General features: G+C 62.0%; 16 protein-coding genes and 1 pseudogene. 8 read left to right on the top strand and 9 right to left on the bottom strand.

Annotation, left to right across the window (positions count from 1 at the left end; all coding sequences use genetic code 11):
- Positions 1–118: 118 nt before the first annotated feature.
- From DCO57_RS20255 to DCO57_RS20225, 7 genes are read left to right on the top strand one after another with little or no spacing between them, the layout of a single operon-like run.
- Positions 119–691 carry an NUDIX domain-containing protein gene (locus DCO57_RS20255; protein ID WP_116700741.1) on the top strand — a complete coding sequence of 191 codons (573 nt, stop codon included), beginning with the start codon at positions 119–121 and terminating at the stop codon, positions 689–691.
- A complete protein-coding gene (locus DCO57_RS20250; RefSeq protein WP_116700740.1) occupies positions 684–2318 on the top strand; it encodes a phosphotransferase in 1635 nt (544 codons plus the stop codon). Before DCO57_RS20255 ends, DCO57_RS20250 begins: the two co-directional genes overlap by 8 nt.
- A complete protein-coding gene (locus DCO57_RS20245; protein ID WP_116700739.1) occupies positions 2311–3201 on the top strand; it encodes a GAK system ATP-grasp enzyme in 891 nt (296 codons plus the stop codon). The genes DCO57_RS20250 and DCO57_RS20245 overlap by 8 nt, the downstream gene beginning before the upstream one ends.
- Positions 3198–4298 (top strand): HprK-related kinase B, encoded by a 1101-nt coding sequence (locus tag DCO57_RS20240; protein ID WP_116700738.1) that lies wholly within the window; start codon positions 3198–3200, stop codon positions 4296–4298. The genes DCO57_RS20245 and DCO57_RS20240 overlap by 4 nt, the downstream gene beginning before the upstream one ends.
- Positions 4295–4999: a histidine phosphatase family protein gene (locus tag DCO57_RS20235; RefSeq protein WP_116700737.1), complete on the top strand. Its 705-nt coding sequence runs from the start codon at positions 4295–4297 to the stop codon at positions 4997–4999. The genes DCO57_RS20240 and DCO57_RS20235 overlap by 4 nt, the downstream gene beginning before the upstream one ends.
- The gene (locus DCO57_RS20230) at positions 5000–6370 is read left to right on the top strand and encodes a metallophosphoesterase family protein (RefSeq protein ID WP_116700736.1); all 1371 of its coding nucleotides are present in this window, start codon (positions 5000–5002) and stop codon (positions 6368–6370) included. It abuts the gene before it with no gap.
- On the top strand, positions 6367–6642 hold the full coding sequence (locus DCO57_RS20225) for an amphi-Trp domain-containing protein (protein ID WP_116700735.1): 276 nt from the start codon (positions 6367–6369) through the stop codon (positions 6640–6642). The genes DCO57_RS20230 and DCO57_RS20225 overlap by 4 nt, the downstream gene beginning before the upstream one ends.
- An 11-nt stretch (positions 6643–6653) precedes the next feature.
- Here DCO57_RS20225 and DCO57_RS20220 read toward each other — a convergent pair whose 3' ends face one another.
- The 8 genes from DCO57_RS20220 to DCO57_RS20185 all read right to left on the bottom strand — a co-directional run bounded on the left by DCO57_RS20220 (position 6654) and on the right by DCO57_RS20185 (position 14273).
- Positions 6654–7805 carry a M56 family metallopeptidase gene (locus tag DCO57_RS20220; RefSeq protein ID WP_116700734.1) on the bottom strand — a complete coding sequence of 384 codons (1152 nt, stop codon included), beginning with the start codon at positions 7803–7805 and terminating at the stop codon, positions 6654–6656.
- Positions 7792–8187: a BlaI/MecI/CopY family transcriptional regulator gene (locus tag DCO57_RS20215; protein ID WP_116700733.1), complete on the bottom strand. Its 396-nt coding sequence runs from the start codon at positions 8185–8187 to the stop codon at positions 7792–7794. Before DCO57_RS20215 ends, DCO57_RS20220 begins: the two co-directional genes overlap by 14 nt.
- 102 nt (positions 8188–8289) lie before the next feature.
- Entirely contained in the window at positions 8290–8571 is a 282-nt protein-coding gene (locus DCO57_RS20210; RefSeq protein WP_244287985.1) for a DUF2160 domain-containing protein, read from the bottom strand.
- Positions 8568–9365, bottom strand: coding sequence for a carbohydrate ABC transporter permease (locus tag DCO57_RS20205; protein WP_116700731.1), 798 nt, complete (start codon positions 9363–9365; stop codon positions 8568–8570). The genes DCO57_RS20210 and DCO57_RS20205 overlap by 4 nt, the downstream gene beginning before the upstream one ends.
- A gap of 11 nt (positions 9366–9376) precedes the next feature.
- Complete coding sequence (locus tag DCO57_RS20200) at positions 9377–10243, bottom strand: sugar ABC transporter permease (RefSeq protein ID WP_116700730.1); 867 nt, start codon at positions 10241–10243, stop codon at positions 9377–9379.
- Positions 10240–11331 (bottom strand): ABC transporter ATP-binding protein, encoded by a 1092-nt coding sequence (locus DCO57_RS20195; protein ID WP_116700729.1) that lies wholly within the window; start codon positions 11329–11331, stop codon positions 10240–10242. The genes DCO57_RS20200 and DCO57_RS20195 overlap by 4 nt, the downstream gene beginning before the upstream one ends.
- Positions 11332–11343: 12 nt before the next feature.
- The gene (locus tag DCO57_RS20190) at positions 11344–12408 is read right to left on the bottom strand and encodes an ABC transporter ATP-binding protein (protein WP_116700728.1); all 1065 of its coding nucleotides are present in this window, start codon (positions 12406–12408) and stop codon (positions 11344–11346) included.
- A gap of 125 nt (positions 12409–12533) precedes the next feature.
- The gene (locus tag DCO57_RS20185) at positions 12534–14273 is read right to left on the bottom strand and encodes an ABC transporter substrate-binding protein (RefSeq protein WP_116700767.1); all 1740 of its coding nucleotides are present in this window, start codon (positions 14271–14273) and stop codon (positions 12534–12536) included.
- 528 nt (positions 14274–14801) lie between these two features.
- Between DCO57_RS20185 and DCO57_RS20180 the strand changes: the two genes are divergently transcribed.
- On the top strand, positions 14802–15863 hold the full coding sequence (locus DCO57_RS20180; protein WP_208978060.1) for an NAD-dependent epimerase/dehydratase family protein: 1062 nt from the start codon (positions 14802–14804) through the stop codon (positions 15861–15863).
- A gap of 132 nt (positions 15864–15995) precedes the next feature.
- Here the strand turns inward: DCO57_RS20180 and DCO57_RS23985 are convergent.
- Positions 15996–16144: pseudogene (locus DCO57_RS23985) on the bottom strand (ABC transporter substrate-binding protein); the annotation flags it as partial.

Genomic DNA, 16144 nt, shown 5'->3' with positions numbered 1-16144 from the left:
ACGGCCGGGTCTTCAGCTCAGCCCCGGCACAAGGCCCGAACGGTACCGTGCGGGGGGCCGGCAAACCGGACGACAGGGCCTCCCGGCACTCGATGGGCAGGCGAATGTTTGGCCGGACATCGGCGACTCGCCTATACTTGAGGACCATCCCGACCATTCGGGGTGCCTTTTTGGCCGCGCGGTCCCGGAAAGGGAGTCCAGAGCAATTCCGACAAACACCCGTCCCTCTCCCGGGTTTCGCCCCCTCATCCGCTCGACCCCGCGCGCCTTCATCCGCCGAGGAGATTGCCTGCTGGTCCAGGAAAAGCACCACCCGGTAAAAGGCCTTTATTTCACGCTCCCCGGCGGCAAACAGGACCCGGGAGAAAGCCTCACCGACTGTCTGAAGCGCGAATGCCTGGAAGAGATCGGCGCGGAAGTGACGGTTGGCCCCCTGCTGCATGTCGCCGAAGTCTACCGGCTGAAATCCGGCGAACAGGAACGGCAGCATCAGCTCGATTTCGTCTTCGAATGCAGTGTTGCGGAAGACTACACGCCCGTTCTCGGCTGCCACCCGGACCCTCACCAGACCGCAACCTGCTGGCTTACGGCCGAAAACGCTCAACAGCTTCGGCCGGACTATGTCACAAAACTGTTTTCACCAGGCTGTACGCGGGGGACCGAAGTCTATCTCGGACCCCATAATGACTAATTTGCCAAAAGCCATCCGGGAAAATCTCCATTTTCTGTGCGTGGAGATCGATGGACAGCTGGTTCAGCTGGAAACCTTCTTTGAGGACCCCACGGCCGCGACCGCCCGCCGGATCATGGACCGGGCCGGTTATGCCCATAATCTCAAGACCCGCATTCACGCGGCCTGTGTCCGGCAGATGGCCGGAACCCGCAAGAACAACCGCGCGCATCTCACCTTGCGCAGTCTGGAATTCATCGCCACCGACCTGCAGCGCATCGCCGGACTGGCGCGCCAGTCCCTGCGTCACGTCGAGCGGATCGAGACCTTCGAGACACTGGTTCCGGCACGCTATCCGGCGATCGTCAAGCGGGTCCGGCAGGGCGTTGCCAGGGTCGAGGAAGCCTTTTTCAGGAATGACAGCGAACGGGCCATCGGCATCGGCCAGCTTCAGGACAAGATCGAATCCGACTACCGCAAACTCTTCAAGATCTACACCAGGGAAATGCGCAATCCGGACGCCCTTCCGGCGGACATCGCCAACAGTCTGCTGGTCGCCAGCGAGTTTCAGCGCATGGGCGACTCCCTGAAAGCCATCAGCGAAGCCGTAATTTCGGCGAATATCGGCCAGGCGGTCAATCTGGAACGTTATTTCGCCCTTCAGGGGCTGATCTCGGACCTGGACGGCAACGGCGGAGACATGAGCATCGAAACCATCGCCGAAACCCGCTCCGGCAGCTCCATATCGGCCATCAGGGACAACAGGACGGAAACCGTGGCGGCCGTCTTCAAGGACGGAGAAAAGAGCAAGGTCAAGGAGGAGCGCCAGGGTGTGAAAAGCTGGCACGCGATCTATCCCGGCCTTGCACCGAAGATCCTCTCCTATCAGAAACGCGATCAGTCGGCCGCACTCCTGATCGAACACCTGCCGGGAATGACCTTCGAGCACATCGTGCTCAATGAATCCGCTGCGCTGTGCGAGACCGCACTTGCCTGTCTGTCGGCAACCCTGAAGGACATCTGGAGACAGACCAGGACCAGCGAGGCAGCCGAGCTCGGCAGCATGCAGCAGCTTGCCCGCAGGCTGGAAGAGGTGCGCCGGGTGCATCCGGAATTCAGGGATACCGCAATCCGCTTCTCGGGCGAGCGTTTCCCCTCCTTCGACGCCCTCATTGCCGAGGCCGCCGCCCGCGAGGCAAAGGTGCCCGCCCCCTTTTCCGTCTATATCCACGGCGACTTCAACGTCGACAACATCATTTTCGACCCGGGCGAAAAGCGGATCCATTTCATCGATCTGCACCGGTCCCGATACATGGATTATGTGCAGGACGTATCGGTCTTCATGGTGTCGAACTACCGTCTCCAGGTACTCGATCTGGAGACCAGACGCAGGATCATGAATATCACCCAGTCCTTCTACAAGTCCGCCCGCGCCTTTGCGCGCAAGCAGGGCGACGCGACATTCGAATACCGGCTGGCCCTCGGTCTTGCCCGCTCCTTCGCCAGTTCCACCCGGTTCATTTTCGACAAGTCCCACGCCCGGCGCATGTGGCTGCGCGCGCGCTACCTGATCGAACAGGCCACCGCCTGCCCGCCCGGCGGAGAAGCCAGATTCCGGCTTCAGATGAAGGAGATCTTCGTTGACTGATCTGAAAATCGGCGTCGTCGGCATTCCCGGCAAATGGTCGACCGAGGTCCTCGCGGACGCGCTTGAAGAACGTACCGGTTTCCGCTGCGTGATCGACATGGCCCATGTCCTGCTGGATCTCGAGGCGCGCACCCTGGTGGCGGATGGCACTGACCTGTGCAGGCTCGATGGCCTGGTGATCAAGAAGATCAGCCAGGAATACAGTCCGGCCACCCTCGACCGCCTGGAGATGCTGCGCGTGGCGGAGGCTGCCGGCGTAAAGGTCTTTTCCGGCACCCGGTCCATTCTCGGCCTGGTCAACCGGTTGAGCTGCACCGTCACCCTCGCCAATGCCGGCATTCCCATGCCGGCGACCTGCGTGACCGAAAGCATCGACCAGGCCTGCGCCGCCGTGCAGCGCTTCGGCGGTGCCGTCTTCAAGCCGCTGTTTTCGACCAAGGCACGCGGCATGACCCTGATGAATGCGGACGAGGGAGATGCCGTTCTCAGGAAGAAAATTACCGATTTCAAGGCGGAAAACCCGGTCATGTACCTACAGAAAAAGGTCGATCTGTCCGGGCGGGATCTGGGCATGGTGTTCCTGGGAGGGAAATACCTGGGCACCTACGCGCGGGTTGCGCAGACCGACAGCTGGAACACCACCATCCTGCACGGCGGCAAATACGAACCCTACTCGCCGGACGGGGATCTCATCGAACTGGCCCGCCGCGCCCAGGCACCCTTCGACCTGGACTTCACGACCGTGGACGTGGGAATGACCAATGACGGCCCGATCATTTTCGAGGTGTCGGCCTTCGGAGGGTTCAGGGGCGCGCTCGAAGGCGCGTCCATCGATGCCGCCACACTTTACGCCGACCATGTGATCGCAGAGGTTTCGTCATGAACAGGACCGGCGTTCAGGACGTCGTCGACGCGCTTGCCCCGGCAGGGCAAACCCGGATCTGCGACCCGGTCTGCCTGACCGTCGGCGGCCTGGTCGTTGAAATCCGCTGCGTGTCGGACACGCTGCTGGCCGAACTGCTGCGCTATTTCCAGCACGTGATTACCGCGCCGGCAGAACCGGACCTGACCGTACATGTGCTCGGCGACGCGGACCTCCCGTTCGCGGTCGACTATCGCGACTGGGCCAGGGAGCCCGGCAAGACTGGCCGCAAGGATGCCATCTGCGACCTGCCCGGCGGCCGCATGATCCTCAAGGTGCGCACCGGCATCCAGTTCCTGCAATCGCCCGACTGGGCCGTGGCCTTCGGGCCGACCGAAGATCATCCGAACCAGGTGATCAATTTCGTCAACACCCAGATCCTCAATCACTTCCAGAGGCAAGGCTGGGTTGCCTGCCACGCGGCGGCGGTGAAGACCGCCTCCAGGGGGCTCGGCATTTCCGGTCTTTCCGGCGGTGGCAAATCAACCACCATGCTGCGGCTGATGGAGATCCCCGGCACCTGCTACGTCACCAACGACCGCCTGCTGGTGCGCGCGCGCGACGGCCATGCCGATGCACTCGGCATTCCCAAACTGCCGCGCATCAATCCCGGCACGATCGTCTCCAATGCCAGGCTAGCCGGCATCCTCGACGAGGAGCGCGAGGAAGAACTGCGCAACATGGAACCGGATGAACTCTGGCACGTTGAAGAAAAATACGACCTCTTCATCGAGGACATCTACGGCCCGGGCCGTATCGCCCATGAAGCCGGGCTGACCGATTTCTGGGTGCTGAACTGGTCGCGTGACAGCGACGAACCGACGAAAGTGAAAAAGACCGATCTGAGGGAACGTCCCGACCTGCTTTCGGCCATCATGAAAAGCCCGGGACCGTTTTACCAGTTGCCGGACGGAACCTTCTGGAGCGACCGGGCGCCGATGGACACCAGGGCCTATCTTGATGCGCTTTCGGACATTCAGGTCTGGGAAGTCACCGGGCAGATCGATTTCGACGCTTTGTTCGACGAGGGAACGCGCCTGCTGGGAGGCACTTCATGAGCGAGCGTTATGCCATTCTGCTCCGCCATGGCGACTATCGACAGAAGGCGAAAACGCCGAGCGCGCTGCAACCCTACGGTCTGACGGAAGCCGGCAAGGAGCAGGCCCTCGACGCCGGCCGCGAACTGGCACTGATGGCCAGCGACCAGGGCTGGCGGCTTGCCCCGGAGGTCTTTTCCTCACGGCAGCAGCGGGCCTGGCAGACGGCCAGCCTGGTCTGCCATTCCCTTTCCGAAGCCTCGGGGCTGACGTTCCGAACGACGGAAGACGAAGCCCTTGCGGAGCGCAGTGTCGGCGCTCTGGCGAATCTGACCCTGGCGGAGATCGAGCAGATTCTGGAAGACGACCCGCGCCATGCACCGCCGCCTGCGGACTGGAAATCGGACAGTCATTACACGTTGCCGGTTCAGGGAGCGGAAAGTCTGATGGAAGCCGGAGACCGGGTCGCCGCCTTTCTGAAGCGGAGGTTTGGCGACCTTGAAGACCGCCATCCCGGCGCGACTGCGCAGATCTTCGTCGGTCATGGCGCCGCCCTGCGTCATGCCGCCCATCAGCTGGGTGTACTGGCCTTCGGAGAGATCCGCCAGCTGAGCATGCATCATGCAAGGCCCGTCGTGCTCAAGGCCGGTGCGGACGGCACCTGGTCACATCACTGCGGCGACTGGAAACAGCGCCACAGCCTGGAAACCGCAATGGACTGAATGGGACAGCACAGCACGATGATGACCGACATGCCCCTGACCCCTCTTCTTCCACCGATGGCACAGGAAGACGTTGCCGACCTCGGCCTGCCGCAAAGCTGCATCCCCTGGCCGCTGGACGGGAGGACCGATGCCGGGAGCCTTGATGCGTCCGCTCCGGACCTGATCTCCAGCCTGGCCAGGGCGACCGAGGGCGGCCCCTGGGAGTGGCCGCAAAAGCCGGTGATCTTCATTTCCGATCCCCATGCCGATGCCGAGAGCCTGCTGCGCTCGCTCGTGGCCGCGCGCGCCATCGTCCGCGAGGGTGGCGGTCTCGGGGATTTCACCCTCACGCCCTTCGGCCGCAGCTGCCAGATCATCATCGGCGGTGACTGCCTCGACAAGGGACCGAGCAATCTCGACCTGCTGGACAGCCTGGCCCTTCTGGTGAAATCCGGCGCGGATGTCGTGCTGCTCGCCGGCAATCACGACCTGCGGCTCTATCTGGGTTTGGAGGCCCTGACGGTAAGGCGCGGGTCGCTCAATGCCCATATGTTCGTGCGGATGGGCAAGAAGGTCATGCCGCTCCTGAAGGAAGTCTTCGACCGCTATCCGGAGGCCAATGCCGCGACGGCCGACCTGCCCGACGAGCAGACCTGCCTGGAACTCATGGTGCCGGGGCGGAAATGGACCAGGCAGTTTCCGAAGGCTGCAGCCCGTTACATGAACGCGGCGGCCATCGCGAAGGAAATGCAGCGACTGAAGAAAAAGACGGAAAAATTCGCCGTTCATGCCGCCGAGTCCGGCCTCACCATCCGCCAGCTTTACGCGGCGGCGCTGAAATGCCGGGAGCTGTTCATCGACCCGTCCGGTCGCTACGCCTGGTTCTTCCGCAGCATGAAAGCCGTTCACCAGAGCGGTTCCTTCCTGTTCGTCCATGCCGGCATCGATGACCAGATGGCGGCGCAGATTTCCTCAAAGGGCGTGGCCCATGTCAACCGGCGCTTCCGGAAGGAGAGCCGCAAGGACCCTTTCGTGTTCTATTCGGGAACCGTCGCGAACCTCATGCGCACCAAATACCGGGACGTCGACCACCCGCTGACGGAAACCGGCGTGGACGACCTGCATCTCGCCGGCATCCGGCTGCTGGTGCAGGGGCATGTCAACCAGCATGACGGCCAGCAGCTGAAGTCCAAGCACGGCCTGCTGCATCTGGAAGCCGATGTCACTCTTGACCGTCACTCCAGAAGGTCGGAAGGTCTGGAAGGCATAGGGACGGGAGCCACGATCATCTATCCGCACGGCAGCATCCTCGGCATCAGCCGGGACTATCCCCACGCCAAGCTTTTCACCCCGGAACGCATCCTTCAGCAACACGGACTGGCGCAATGATGGAACGAAAAGGCCGGTTCCGGCACCAGTCCCTGCAGGACAGGAAGTCCATCCAGAAACTGCTCGACGCCGTCAAACGCGGCATCGCCAAGGGCGAACTGCAGTTCGGCGACGATACCGGCGAAATCACCCTGGAACCGAAGGGCCTGATGAACCTGCGCGTCACCGCCACCGCCGAGGACGACCAGTCCCGCCTCGACCTGCGCATCACCTGGACCAATGAAACCCCGGACAAGCCGGACAGCGGCAAATTGAAGATCAAGGGCGGATAGGATCGTGAGCCCTACGGGCGCTGTCCGAACGTGTTGATGATCTGCAGGCGCTCCAGATTGACGATCGCCGACAGCATGAGCCGGTCCTGGCTCCAGTCCGCCGGTTTCTGGATCGCCAGGGCCGTCAGGAAAATGACGCTCACCATCGCCAGCCCCGCCAGCGCCAGAATGCCCCGGTGCGGCTGCAGCCGGTCCGGTTCCATCAGGGCTTCCACCCGGCGCCGGAGCTTCTGAGCCGGAGACCGGCGCAGCAGCCTGTCATGAACCTCGAGCAGGGCGACGGAAGCGACACCGCCCGACCGGTCCTGCGTTCTTTGTTCCTGGCGTTTCTTCAGACCCGCCTGAGCGGCCCTGAGCAGGCACATGCAATAGGACCTCGGATCCACGCGCGCGTCCTCGGCCACCTTCTGGTCGCAGGCCAGCTCGCGAAGCTGTTCGACCTCCGATTTCCACACATAGTAGAACGGATTCCAGAACAGCAGCGGCCGCAGACATTCCAGCGCGATCTCCCAGGTCACATCGCCCTGGCGCAGATGCTGGAACTCATGCCTCAGAACCAGGGCAAGATCCTCCGGCGCGGCCAGAAGGTCCGAGGGGATCACCACGTAGTGATGACAAGGCCCGCGCGCCGAAAAGGGCACAGGGGCCAGATCCGACAGCAGCAACCGCACACGCCCGTTGCGCCGCCACAGGTGGCAACCGGCCAGCATGCGATGGAGACGCACGAAATTCACGGTCAGCCGCAGGCCGAAACAAGCGAATCCGGCAATCAGGAACAATGCGACTCCCTTGCCGAACCCCGGTTCCATGGCGAGAATGCTCTCGCTTACGCGGCTGCGCAATCCGAGAAGGGACTGGAAGTCCTCCGCCGGAATTGCGATGCCGCCGCGCAGATAATGCGCGACCGCGTAATCCGCCAGATTGACCGGAAGCCGGACGGGCAGCACGTCCGCCGCAAGCATGGTGTGATAGGCCGCCACGATGGCCGGCGACAGGACAATGATGGCAAACAGGCCGTTGAGCAGGCCTAGCTGGAGCGTGAAGGTCAGCCTCTTTCCAAATCGGGCCAGAACCAGTTTCGCGGTCAGCCACACAAGGGCCGTAACGGCCAGGATGATGTTCAGATCGATGTAAACATCGAACATCCGGTTAAGTAGCGTCATCTGTCCTCCTCCTGTCCAGCAACGCTCTGATCTCCTCCAGGTCCTGCTCCGAAAGGTCGTATTCGTCGACAAGCCGCGCCACCAGCGACGCGGGCGTGCCGTCGAACAGTTTATCCGACAGGTTTCGAAGGAAACGGGACTGATAGGCGTCTTTGGTCAGCCGGGGGGAATAGATGAATGTCTTGCCTTCTTTCCGGCTGTCCACGAAGTTCTTTTCGTCCAGGATCCGCATGATGGTGGCACAGGAGGTGTAGGCGAGTTTTCTCTCCGGCGGCAGACATGCCAGGATGTCCCGCACGGAGCCTTCGCCGAGCTTCCAGAGTTCGGTCATGAACTCCAGTTCGACTTCGGTCAGAAACTCGTTGCTCTTGCGTTTTCTCATTATTTTCCTGCGCCATTTGCGGATTGGATGGGGCCACGGCGCTCATTCTTGCATCAATGCCAGGGAAAATACTATTCCTTTAGTCGAACACCCGCGTCGCCGTCATACTTTCCGGAAACAGAAGATCCCCCAGCCCAGGCTGATCGCCAGGGGCCACCACAGCGGCGGGCCCATCAGTCCCAGCCAGGCGAAGAAGATGAAGGCACTGCCGAGCAGGGAGATGAACAGGCGGTCGCCGCGCGTGGTTGTCAGTCCGAGCACGCCCCTGCGGGCCTGTCCGCCCGGATAGCGCAGTTCCAGCAGGACCAGAACGCCAATTGCGGTGAAGATCCCGACGAACAGCAGCGCCGTCGGCCAGGTCCAGGCCATCCAGCCGAGCATCAGACCCTCCCCAGGGCAAAGCCCTTGGCGATGTAGTTGCGGACAAAATAGATGACGATGGCACCGGGAATGATGGTCAGGGTCCCGGCCGCCGCCAGCAGCCCGAGTTCGTAGCCTGCCGAGGAAGCGGTCCGGGTCATCACCGCGGCGATGGGTTTGGCCTCGACGGCCGTCAACGTCTTGGCGAGCAGCAGTTCCACCCAGGAGAACATGAAACAGAAGAAGGCGGCGACGCCGACCCCCGCCGTGATCGAGGGCAGGAAGATGGTGACGAAGAACCTCGGGAAGGAATAGCCGTCCACATAGGCCGTCTCATCCAGCTCCTTCGGCACGCCGCTCATGAAGCCTTCCAGGATCCAGACTGCCAGCGGCACGTTGAACAGGCAATGGGCGAGCGCGACCGCAATATGGGTGTCGAACAGGCCGACCGCCGAATAGAGCTGGAAGAAGGGCAGCGCGAAGACCGCCGCCGGCGCCATCCGGTTGGTCAAAAGCCAGAAGAACAGGTGCTTGTCGCCCACGAAGGTATAGCGGGAAAAGGCATAGGCCGCCGGCAGGGCCACCAGCACCGAGATCACCGTGTTCAGCGTCACATAGATGATCGAGTTGATGTACCCCCAGTACCAGGTCGGATCGGTGAGGATCTCGATATAATTCGCCAGCGTCCAGGTCTGCGGGAACAGGGAGAACCCGGCCAGGATCTCGTTGGTGGTCTTGAAGCTCATCGCCACCAGCCAGTAGATCGGCAGCATCAGGAACAGGATGTAAAGCGCGGGAACCAGGCTTTTCAGGCGCATTTCGGTTCTCCTCAGGACTTGTTGTCGTTCATCGTCATCAGCGTGTAGAACAGCCAGGAGGCCAGCAGCGTGATGGCGAAATAGATAAGGGACATGGCGGCCGCCGGTCCGAGATCGAACTGGCCGAGGGCGATCTTCACCAGATCGATGGACAGCAGCGTGGTGGAATTGCCCGGCCCGCCGCCGGTCAGCACGAAAGGCTCCGTATAGATGTTGAAGCTGTCCATGAAGCGCAGCAGAATGGCGATGGTCAGTACCGTTTTCATCTTCGGAAGCTGGATGAAGCGGAACACAGCCCACCCGGACGCCCCGTCGATTTCCGCCGCCTGATAATAGGCGTTCGGGATCGACACCAGACCGGCATAGGCCAGCAGAACCACCAGCGACGTCCAGTGCCAGACATCCATGATGATGATCGTCACCCAGGCGGCGAACGGATTCTGGGTCATGTCATAGGGAATGCCCAGGGTGTGGTTCATGAAATAGCCGAGCAGGCCGATATCCGGCAGCGTGAAGATGTTCCACATGGCCCCGACCACATTCCACGGGATCAGCATGGGCAGCGCCATGGTGACCAGGCAGAACGGCACCCAGAACCCCTGCCTGGGCATGGCAAGCGCGATGGCGACGCCAAGCGGCACCTCGATGATCAGGATCAGGAATGTGAACAGGAACTGGCGGCCGAGCGCCCTGTGAAAACGGTCCGATGTCAGCACCTGCTCGAACCAGTCGATCCCCTGCCAGAAGAACAGATTGTCGCCGAAAGTCTCCTGGACGGAATAGTTCACCACGGTCATCATCGGAATGAGCGCGTTGAACGCCACCAGCAGCAGCACCGGCGTGACGAACAGCCAGGCCCGTTGATTTTGCTTCTTCATCGCACAGCTCCCTCGGGCCGGCTCGCCAGCCAGCCGTCCTTGTAAAGCCGGGTCTGGGAGCGTTTGAAGTCGAGCATCACCGCCTCGCCCGGGTTCGGCGCCTCGCCCTCGAGGATCGCGTGGATGCGGCTGTCGTGGGCGACGGCCTCGACCACCTTGTGACGGCCGATATCCGCCACCTTGCGCACATGGGCGGCAATGCCGGAGCCGGATGCGGACACGGAGACGAATTCCGGCCGGATACCGACCTCGGCCCGGCCGCCGCCGGCACTGTCCGCCGGGCCTTCCAGCGCAACGTTGTCTCCGCCGAAGAAAGCGGCCCCGTCCCGGACCTCGCAGGGCAGCACATTCATGCCCGGCGAGCCGATGAAATGCCCGACAAAGGTATGCGCAGGACGTTCGAACAACTCCACCGGCGTGCCGATCTGCACGACCTCGCCATCCTGCATGACCACCACCTGGTCGGCGAAGGTCAGTGCCTCGGTCTGGTCGTGGGTCACATAGATCATCGTCGCCCGCACCCGCTGGTGCAGTTCCTTGAGCTTGGAGCGCAGCTTCCACTTCAGATGCGGATCGATCACCGTCAGCGGTTCGTCGAACATGACCACATTGACGTCCTCGCGCACCAGGCCGCGGCCCATGGAGATCTTCTGCTTGTTGTCCGGCGAAAGGTTCGATGCCCGCGTCGACAGCATGCCGGCAACCTCCAGCATCTCCGCGATGGCCGTCACCCGCTGTTTGACGATGGCCTCGTCCCGGCCGCGGTTGCGCAGGGGAAAGGCCAGATTGTCATAGACCGTCATCGTGTCGTAGATGACCGGGAACTGGAACACCTGCGCAATGTTGCGCCTGGCCGGCGGCAGGGCGGTCACATCCGTGTCGTCGAACAGGATGCTGCCTTCCGAGGGAACCAGAAGTCCCGAAATGATGTTCAGAAGCGTGGACTTGCCGCAGCCGGACGGTCCCAGAAGCGCATAGGCGCCGCCGTCTTCCCAGGTGAGATCGATTTTCTTCAGCGCATAGTCGTCATCTGCCGCCGGATCTGGGCGATAGCTGTGGCGCAGATTGGAGAGCTTGATTTGTGCCATGAGGTCCTCTCCCTAGGCCGCCAGATCGCCGTTGGGCGCAAAGAAGAAACAATGGTCCGGGTCCAGATGGAACGTGTGGACCTCTCCGACCTGATAGGGATGTACCCCCGCCGCCAGGGACACCCAGGGCTGGCCGTCCATCTCGAAATGGGCGCTGCTTTCCGAGCCGCTGAGCTCGGTCACCAGAACGCGGCCCGAGAGCGTCACCGAATGGGCCGGCGTTTCCACCGGCATCACATGGTTCGGCCGGATCGCCAGCGTATAGGGTCCGTCGGCAAGATCCGCAGCCGCGCCCGACAGGGTCCAGCTCGTGGCCTCGCTCAGGACGGCCCGGTTTCCCTGCTTGGTCACCCGGGCGATGTTGATCGGTGGATTGGAGAACACCTTCGCCGCATCCAGATCCCTGGGCTTGCGGTAGATGTCCGCGGTCGGACCGAACTGGACCACCTTGCCGCCGGTCATCAGCGCGGTCTTGCCTCCCAGCAGCAGCGCTTCCTCCGGTTCGGAAGTCGCATAGACGACCACCGCCCCGCGGCCGGCGAAAAGTTCGGGAAGCTGGTCGCGCAGTTCCTCGCGCAGCTTGTAGTCCAGGTTCGCCAGGGGTTCATCGAGGAAAACCGCGTCGCTTTCCTTGACGATGGCCCGCGCCAGCGCGGTCCGCTGCTGCTGGCCGCCGGACAATTCATGCGGCCTGCGCTTCAGGAAGGGCTTGAGCTTCAGGAGCCCCGCCGCCTCGTCCACCCGGCCTTCGATTTCCGACCTGGCCAGGCCGGCAACTTTCAACGGCGAGGCGATGTTGTCGAAAACCGACATATGCGGATAGTTGACGAAAAACTGGTGCACCAGGCTGATATTGCGCTTTTGCGCCGACAGGCCGGAGACATCCCTGCCGTTGAGGATGATTTGCCCGGAGGCAAGACCGTCGAGGCCGGCCATCAGCTTGATCAGCGACGTCTTGCCCGAGCCGGTTTCCCCGAGAAGCACGTTGAAATGGCCGGACTCAAGGGTCAGGCTCGTTTCCTTGACATGGGTGATGCCTGCTACACGTTTGCTGACGTTTTTAAGTTCCAGGGACATATATCTTCGCCCGCGTCCGGACAGGCACCGGGGGCGGAACTTCCTCCCCCGGGCCGTCGCATTCGCATCGGTGACGGACCGGGGAAAACCCCGGTCCTGGTGTTGGGATCAAGTGACGGTCCGGCTCAGTTTTCCGCCCAGCGGGCGACCAGCTCGTCATAGTTGACGGTCTGGCCCTGAGGCTTCTCGTTTTCGAGTTTGGCCTTCGGAGCCCCCGGCTGGGCAAGCCAGTATTCCGGGTCCCTTTCCTCGTTCAGGCGCGGCCCGCAGCCGCCGTAGACATTGGCCCGTTCATCGGCCTGCTGCATGCGCGCCATGACGATGTCCATTTCCTCCGCCAGACGGTTCATGGCCTCCTGCGGCGTGAAGGCGCCGGAGTTCACGTCACCGATCTGCTGCCACCAGATCTGGGCCAGCTTCGGATAGTCAGGGACATTGACGCCGGTCGGCGACCAGGCCACCCGGTCCGGAGAGCGGTAGAATTCGACCATCCCGCCGAGTTTCGGCGCGCGCTCCGAGAAGGACTCGTGACGCACGGTGCTGTCGCGGATGAAGGTCAGACCCACATGGCTCTTCTTCACGTCCACCGTCTTGGACACGACGAACTGCGCATAGAGCCAGGCGGCCTTGGCGCGGTCTTCGGGGGTCGAGTTCAGGATGGTCCAGGAGCCCACGTCCTGATAGCCGACCTTCTGGCCTTCTTCCCAGTAGGGGCCGTGCGGGCTCGGAGCCATGCGCCACAGCGGCGTGCCTTCGTCATCCACCGTGTTGTTGCCTTCGGACTTCGGCTTCACCATGTCCGCGGTGAAGGCGGTGTACCAGAAGATCTGCTGGGCGACGTTGCCCTGGCTGAGCGCCGGCAGGGACTGGTAGAAGTCGAAACTGGCGGCTCCCGGAGGAGCGAAGTTGCGCAGCCACTCGTCCCACTTGCGGATCGCATAGACGGCCGCGGGACCGTTGGCGGCACCGCCCCGGGAAACCGACGCACCGACCGGGTTGCAGGTCCCCTTTTCCATGCGGATGCCCCATTCGTCGACCGGCACGCCGTTCGGCTCGCCCTTGTCGCCGGCACCGGCCATGGACAGCCAGGCATCGGTCATGCGCCAGCCGAGATCCGGTGCGCGCTTGCCGTAGTCCATGTGTCCGAAGATCCGCACACCATCGATTTCCTTCACGTCGTTGGTGAAGAACTCGGCGATATCCTCATAGGCGGACCAGTTGACCGGTACACCCAGATCGTAACCGTATTTGTCCTTGAAGGCCTTCTTCAGGTCTTCCCGGTCGAACCAGTCCTTGCGGAACCAGTAGAGGTTGGCGAACTGCTGATCGGGCAGCTGATAGAGATCGCCGTCCGGACCGGTGGTGAACTGCGTCCCCATGAAGTCGTCCAGGTCGAGCCCCGGATTGGTGACATCCTTCGCGGGGCCTTCCATCCAGTCGGTCAGATTGTAGGCAAGCTGGAGACGGGAATGGGTGCCGATAAGGTCGCTGTCGTTGACATAGGCATCATAGAGGTTGCGGCCGGTCTGCATCTGCGTCTGGACAGCCTGAACGACTTCGCCCTCGCCGAGAATCTGGTGATTGACCTTGATGCCGGTGATTTCCTCAAACGCCTTGGTCAGGACTTCCGATTCATAGGAATGGGTCGGAATACCCTCGGACAGAACGTTGATCTCCATCCCGCTGAACGGCTCCGCCGCCTTGATGAACCACTGCATCTCCGCAAGCTGTTCGTCCTTCGACAGGACCGATGGCTGGAACTCCTGATCGATCCACTTCTGTGCCGCCGCTTCGTCGGCAAAAGCGGTCCCTGACCCCGCAATCACAGCGCAAGCTGCAACCGCGGAGAGTAGATACTTACGCATCTGCATCTCCTCCCAATGAGATAAATAGCGCCGTGTTTACCCGGCTCCCGATACTTGGACACATGGTCGCCATGTTGTCAAACTAATTTTTTAGTAGATTTATTTCGGGACAGAAAACAAATTAATACACTGAAACAATTAGATTTTTTTGCTTTCCCCAGACACCCCTCCGGCGGTCTTCTCGCGCCTTTGCTCCTCACGCAGTGCAGCAAGTGTGGCACAATTCCGGCAGCGGAAGCAGCGCGAAAACGAATTTCGGGACTTTCACATAGGCGCACGGAATACGTCTTCTGGCCTTCGTATTGAAAATGAAACGAAAAAATCCGGCGACCGAATCGCCTTCGAAAACCGCCGGGGAGGCTGCCAGGCGGGATCGAAAGGCTTCTTCTCCCCTTCCATTTCCCGTTATGGATGTAGCCGGACACCCTCGGGGAAGCTGCCATGCCCCTCTTGCGCGCTTCTCGTGTTGCAAAGGCAACCGCAGCACACGAAGTATGGAGCCAGCGCAACAAAGTCGGAGCGGCTTCAGTGACCAAAACACTTCCCGACGGTCTCAGGGTGCTGGTAACCGGTGCCTCGGGCTATGTGGCCGGATGGCTGGTGAAGGAGCTTCTGGACGCCGGCGTCACCGTCAACGCCGCGGTCCGCGACCCGCACGACGAGACCAGGGTGGGGCACCTGAAAGAGATCGCGACAAAATCCCCCGGCAGGATCGCCTTCTTCAAGGCAGACCTCCTGCAACCGGGGTCCTACGCCGCCGCCATGGACGGCTGTTCCGTCGTCTTCCACACGGCCTCCCCCTTCAGGACCCGCGTCAGGGACCCGCAGAAGGATCTGATCGACCCGGCCGTGAAGGGCACGCGCAATGTGCTTGAAACCGCAGCGGCGACACCGGGCATCGAACGGGTCGTCGTCACCAGTTCCTGCGCGGCGATCTACACCGACGCCATCGACTGCCGAAAGGCTCCCGGCGGGATCCTGCGCGAAGACATCTGGAACACCACCGCCTCGCTGTCCTACCAGCCCTACTCCTATTCCAAGACACTGGCGGAACGGGAAGCCTGGAAGATCGCGGACACGCAGAACCGGTTCCAGCTGGTCACGGTAAACCCCTCCCTGGTGATCGGCCCGGCGCTGAATCCGGCCCCCACCTCGGAAAGCTTCAACATTGTCCGGCAGATGGGCGACGGCACCATGAGACTGGGGGCTCCGAAGCTCGGGATCGGTGCCGTGGACGTGCGGGATCTCGCCAGGGCACATGTGGCGGCCGGCTTCACCCCCGCAGCGCAGGGCCGTTACATCGTCTCGGGCCATGACACCAATATTCTCGAACTGGGCAAGGCGCTCGTCGAAAAATATGGCAACACCTATCCGGTGCCGCGCAAATCCGTGCCCAAATCCCTGGTCTGGCTGCTCGGCCCGCTCATGAGCGGCATTTCCCGCAGGTTCGTCAGCAACAATGTCGACGTGAAATGGCGCGCGGACAACACCCGCAGCAAACGCGATCTCGCGATGACCTACCGCCCGCTCAAGCTGTCCATGGAAGACATGTTCCAGCAGATGATCGATGCGGGGACTTTCGGAAAATGACCCCGCCGGGACCGGTGCCCCACCACGATCCGGTTCAGGGCGCGCGGGCGCGGCTTTCCCGATTAGATCAACCGCAGTTGACAGGACGACCGTGGCCGCTCACGGGCCGCGGTCGTCCTGCCTGTCATCCGCTCACATGTTGCATTCGGACCAGTAGGCATCCGCATGGCTGGTCAGTGCGGTGCCGATGATCTTGTTGGTGTAGACATCCCCTTCCTTGATCACCTCACGCACATGAATGTCCTGGATCGGGTGATGGTTCGGGCCGAACCTGAAGTCGC

Origin of the sequence: Labrenzia sp. 011, from assembly GCF_003075075.1 — a bacterium.
GTDB lineage: Bacteria > Pseudomonadota > Alphaproteobacteria > Rhizobiales > Stappiaceae > Roseibium.
This window is presented reverse-complemented; position numbering and strand designations above follow the sequence as displayed.

What these genes read in the sequence shown, in the direction of transcription:
- DCO57_RS20225 (WP_116700735.1), top strand. Translation starts at nt 6,367, where the DNA reads ATGATGGAACGAAAAGGCCGGTTCCGGCACCAGTCCCTGCAGGACAGG.
- DCO57_RS20195 (WP_116700729.1), bottom strand. Translation starts at nt 11,331, where the DNA reads ATGGCACAAATCAAGCTCTCCAATCTGCGCCACAGCTATCGCCCAGAT.
- DCO57_RS20200 (WP_116700730.1), bottom strand. Translation starts at nt 10,243, where the DNA reads ATGAAGAAGCAAAATCAACGGGCCTGGCTGTTCGTCACGCCGGTGCTG.
- DCO57_RS20240 (WP_116700738.1), top strand. Translation starts at nt 3,198, where the DNA reads ATGAACAGGACCGGCGTTCAGGACGTCGTCGACGCGCTTGCCCCGGCA.
- DCO57_RS20215 (WP_116700733.1), bottom strand. Translation starts at nt 8,187, where the DNA reads ATGAGAAAACGCAAGAGCAACGAGTTTCTGACCGAAGTCGAACTGGAG.
- DCO57_RS20250 (WP_116700740.1), top strand. Translation starts at nt 684, where the DNA reads ATGACTAATTTGCCAAAAGCCATCCGGGAAAATCTCCATTTTCTGTGC.
- DCO57_RS20235 (WP_116700737.1), top strand. Translation starts at nt 4,295, where the DNA reads ATGAGCGAGCGTTATGCCATTCTGCTCCGCCATGGCGACTATCGACAG.
- DCO57_RS20230 (WP_116700736.1), top strand. Translation starts at nt 5,000, where the DNA reads ATGGGACAGCACAGCACGATGATGACCGACATGCCCCTGACCCCTCTT.
- DCO57_RS20190 (WP_116700728.1), bottom strand. Translation starts at nt 12,408, where the DNA reads ATGTCCCTGGAACTTAAAAACGTCAGCAAACGTGTAGCAGGCATCACC.
- DCO57_RS20185 (WP_116700767.1), bottom strand. Translation starts at nt 14,273, where the DNA reads ATGCGTAAGTATCTACTCTCCGCGGTTGCAGCTTGCGCTGTGATTGCG.
- DCO57_RS20205 (WP_116700731.1), bottom strand. Translation starts at nt 9,365, where the DNA reads ATGCGCCTGAAAAGCCTGGTTCCCGCGCTTTACATCCTGTTCCTGATG.
- DCO57_RS20220 (WP_116700734.1), bottom strand. Translation starts at nt 7,805, where the DNA reads ATGACGCTACTTAACCGGATGTTCGATGTTTACATCGATCTGAACATC.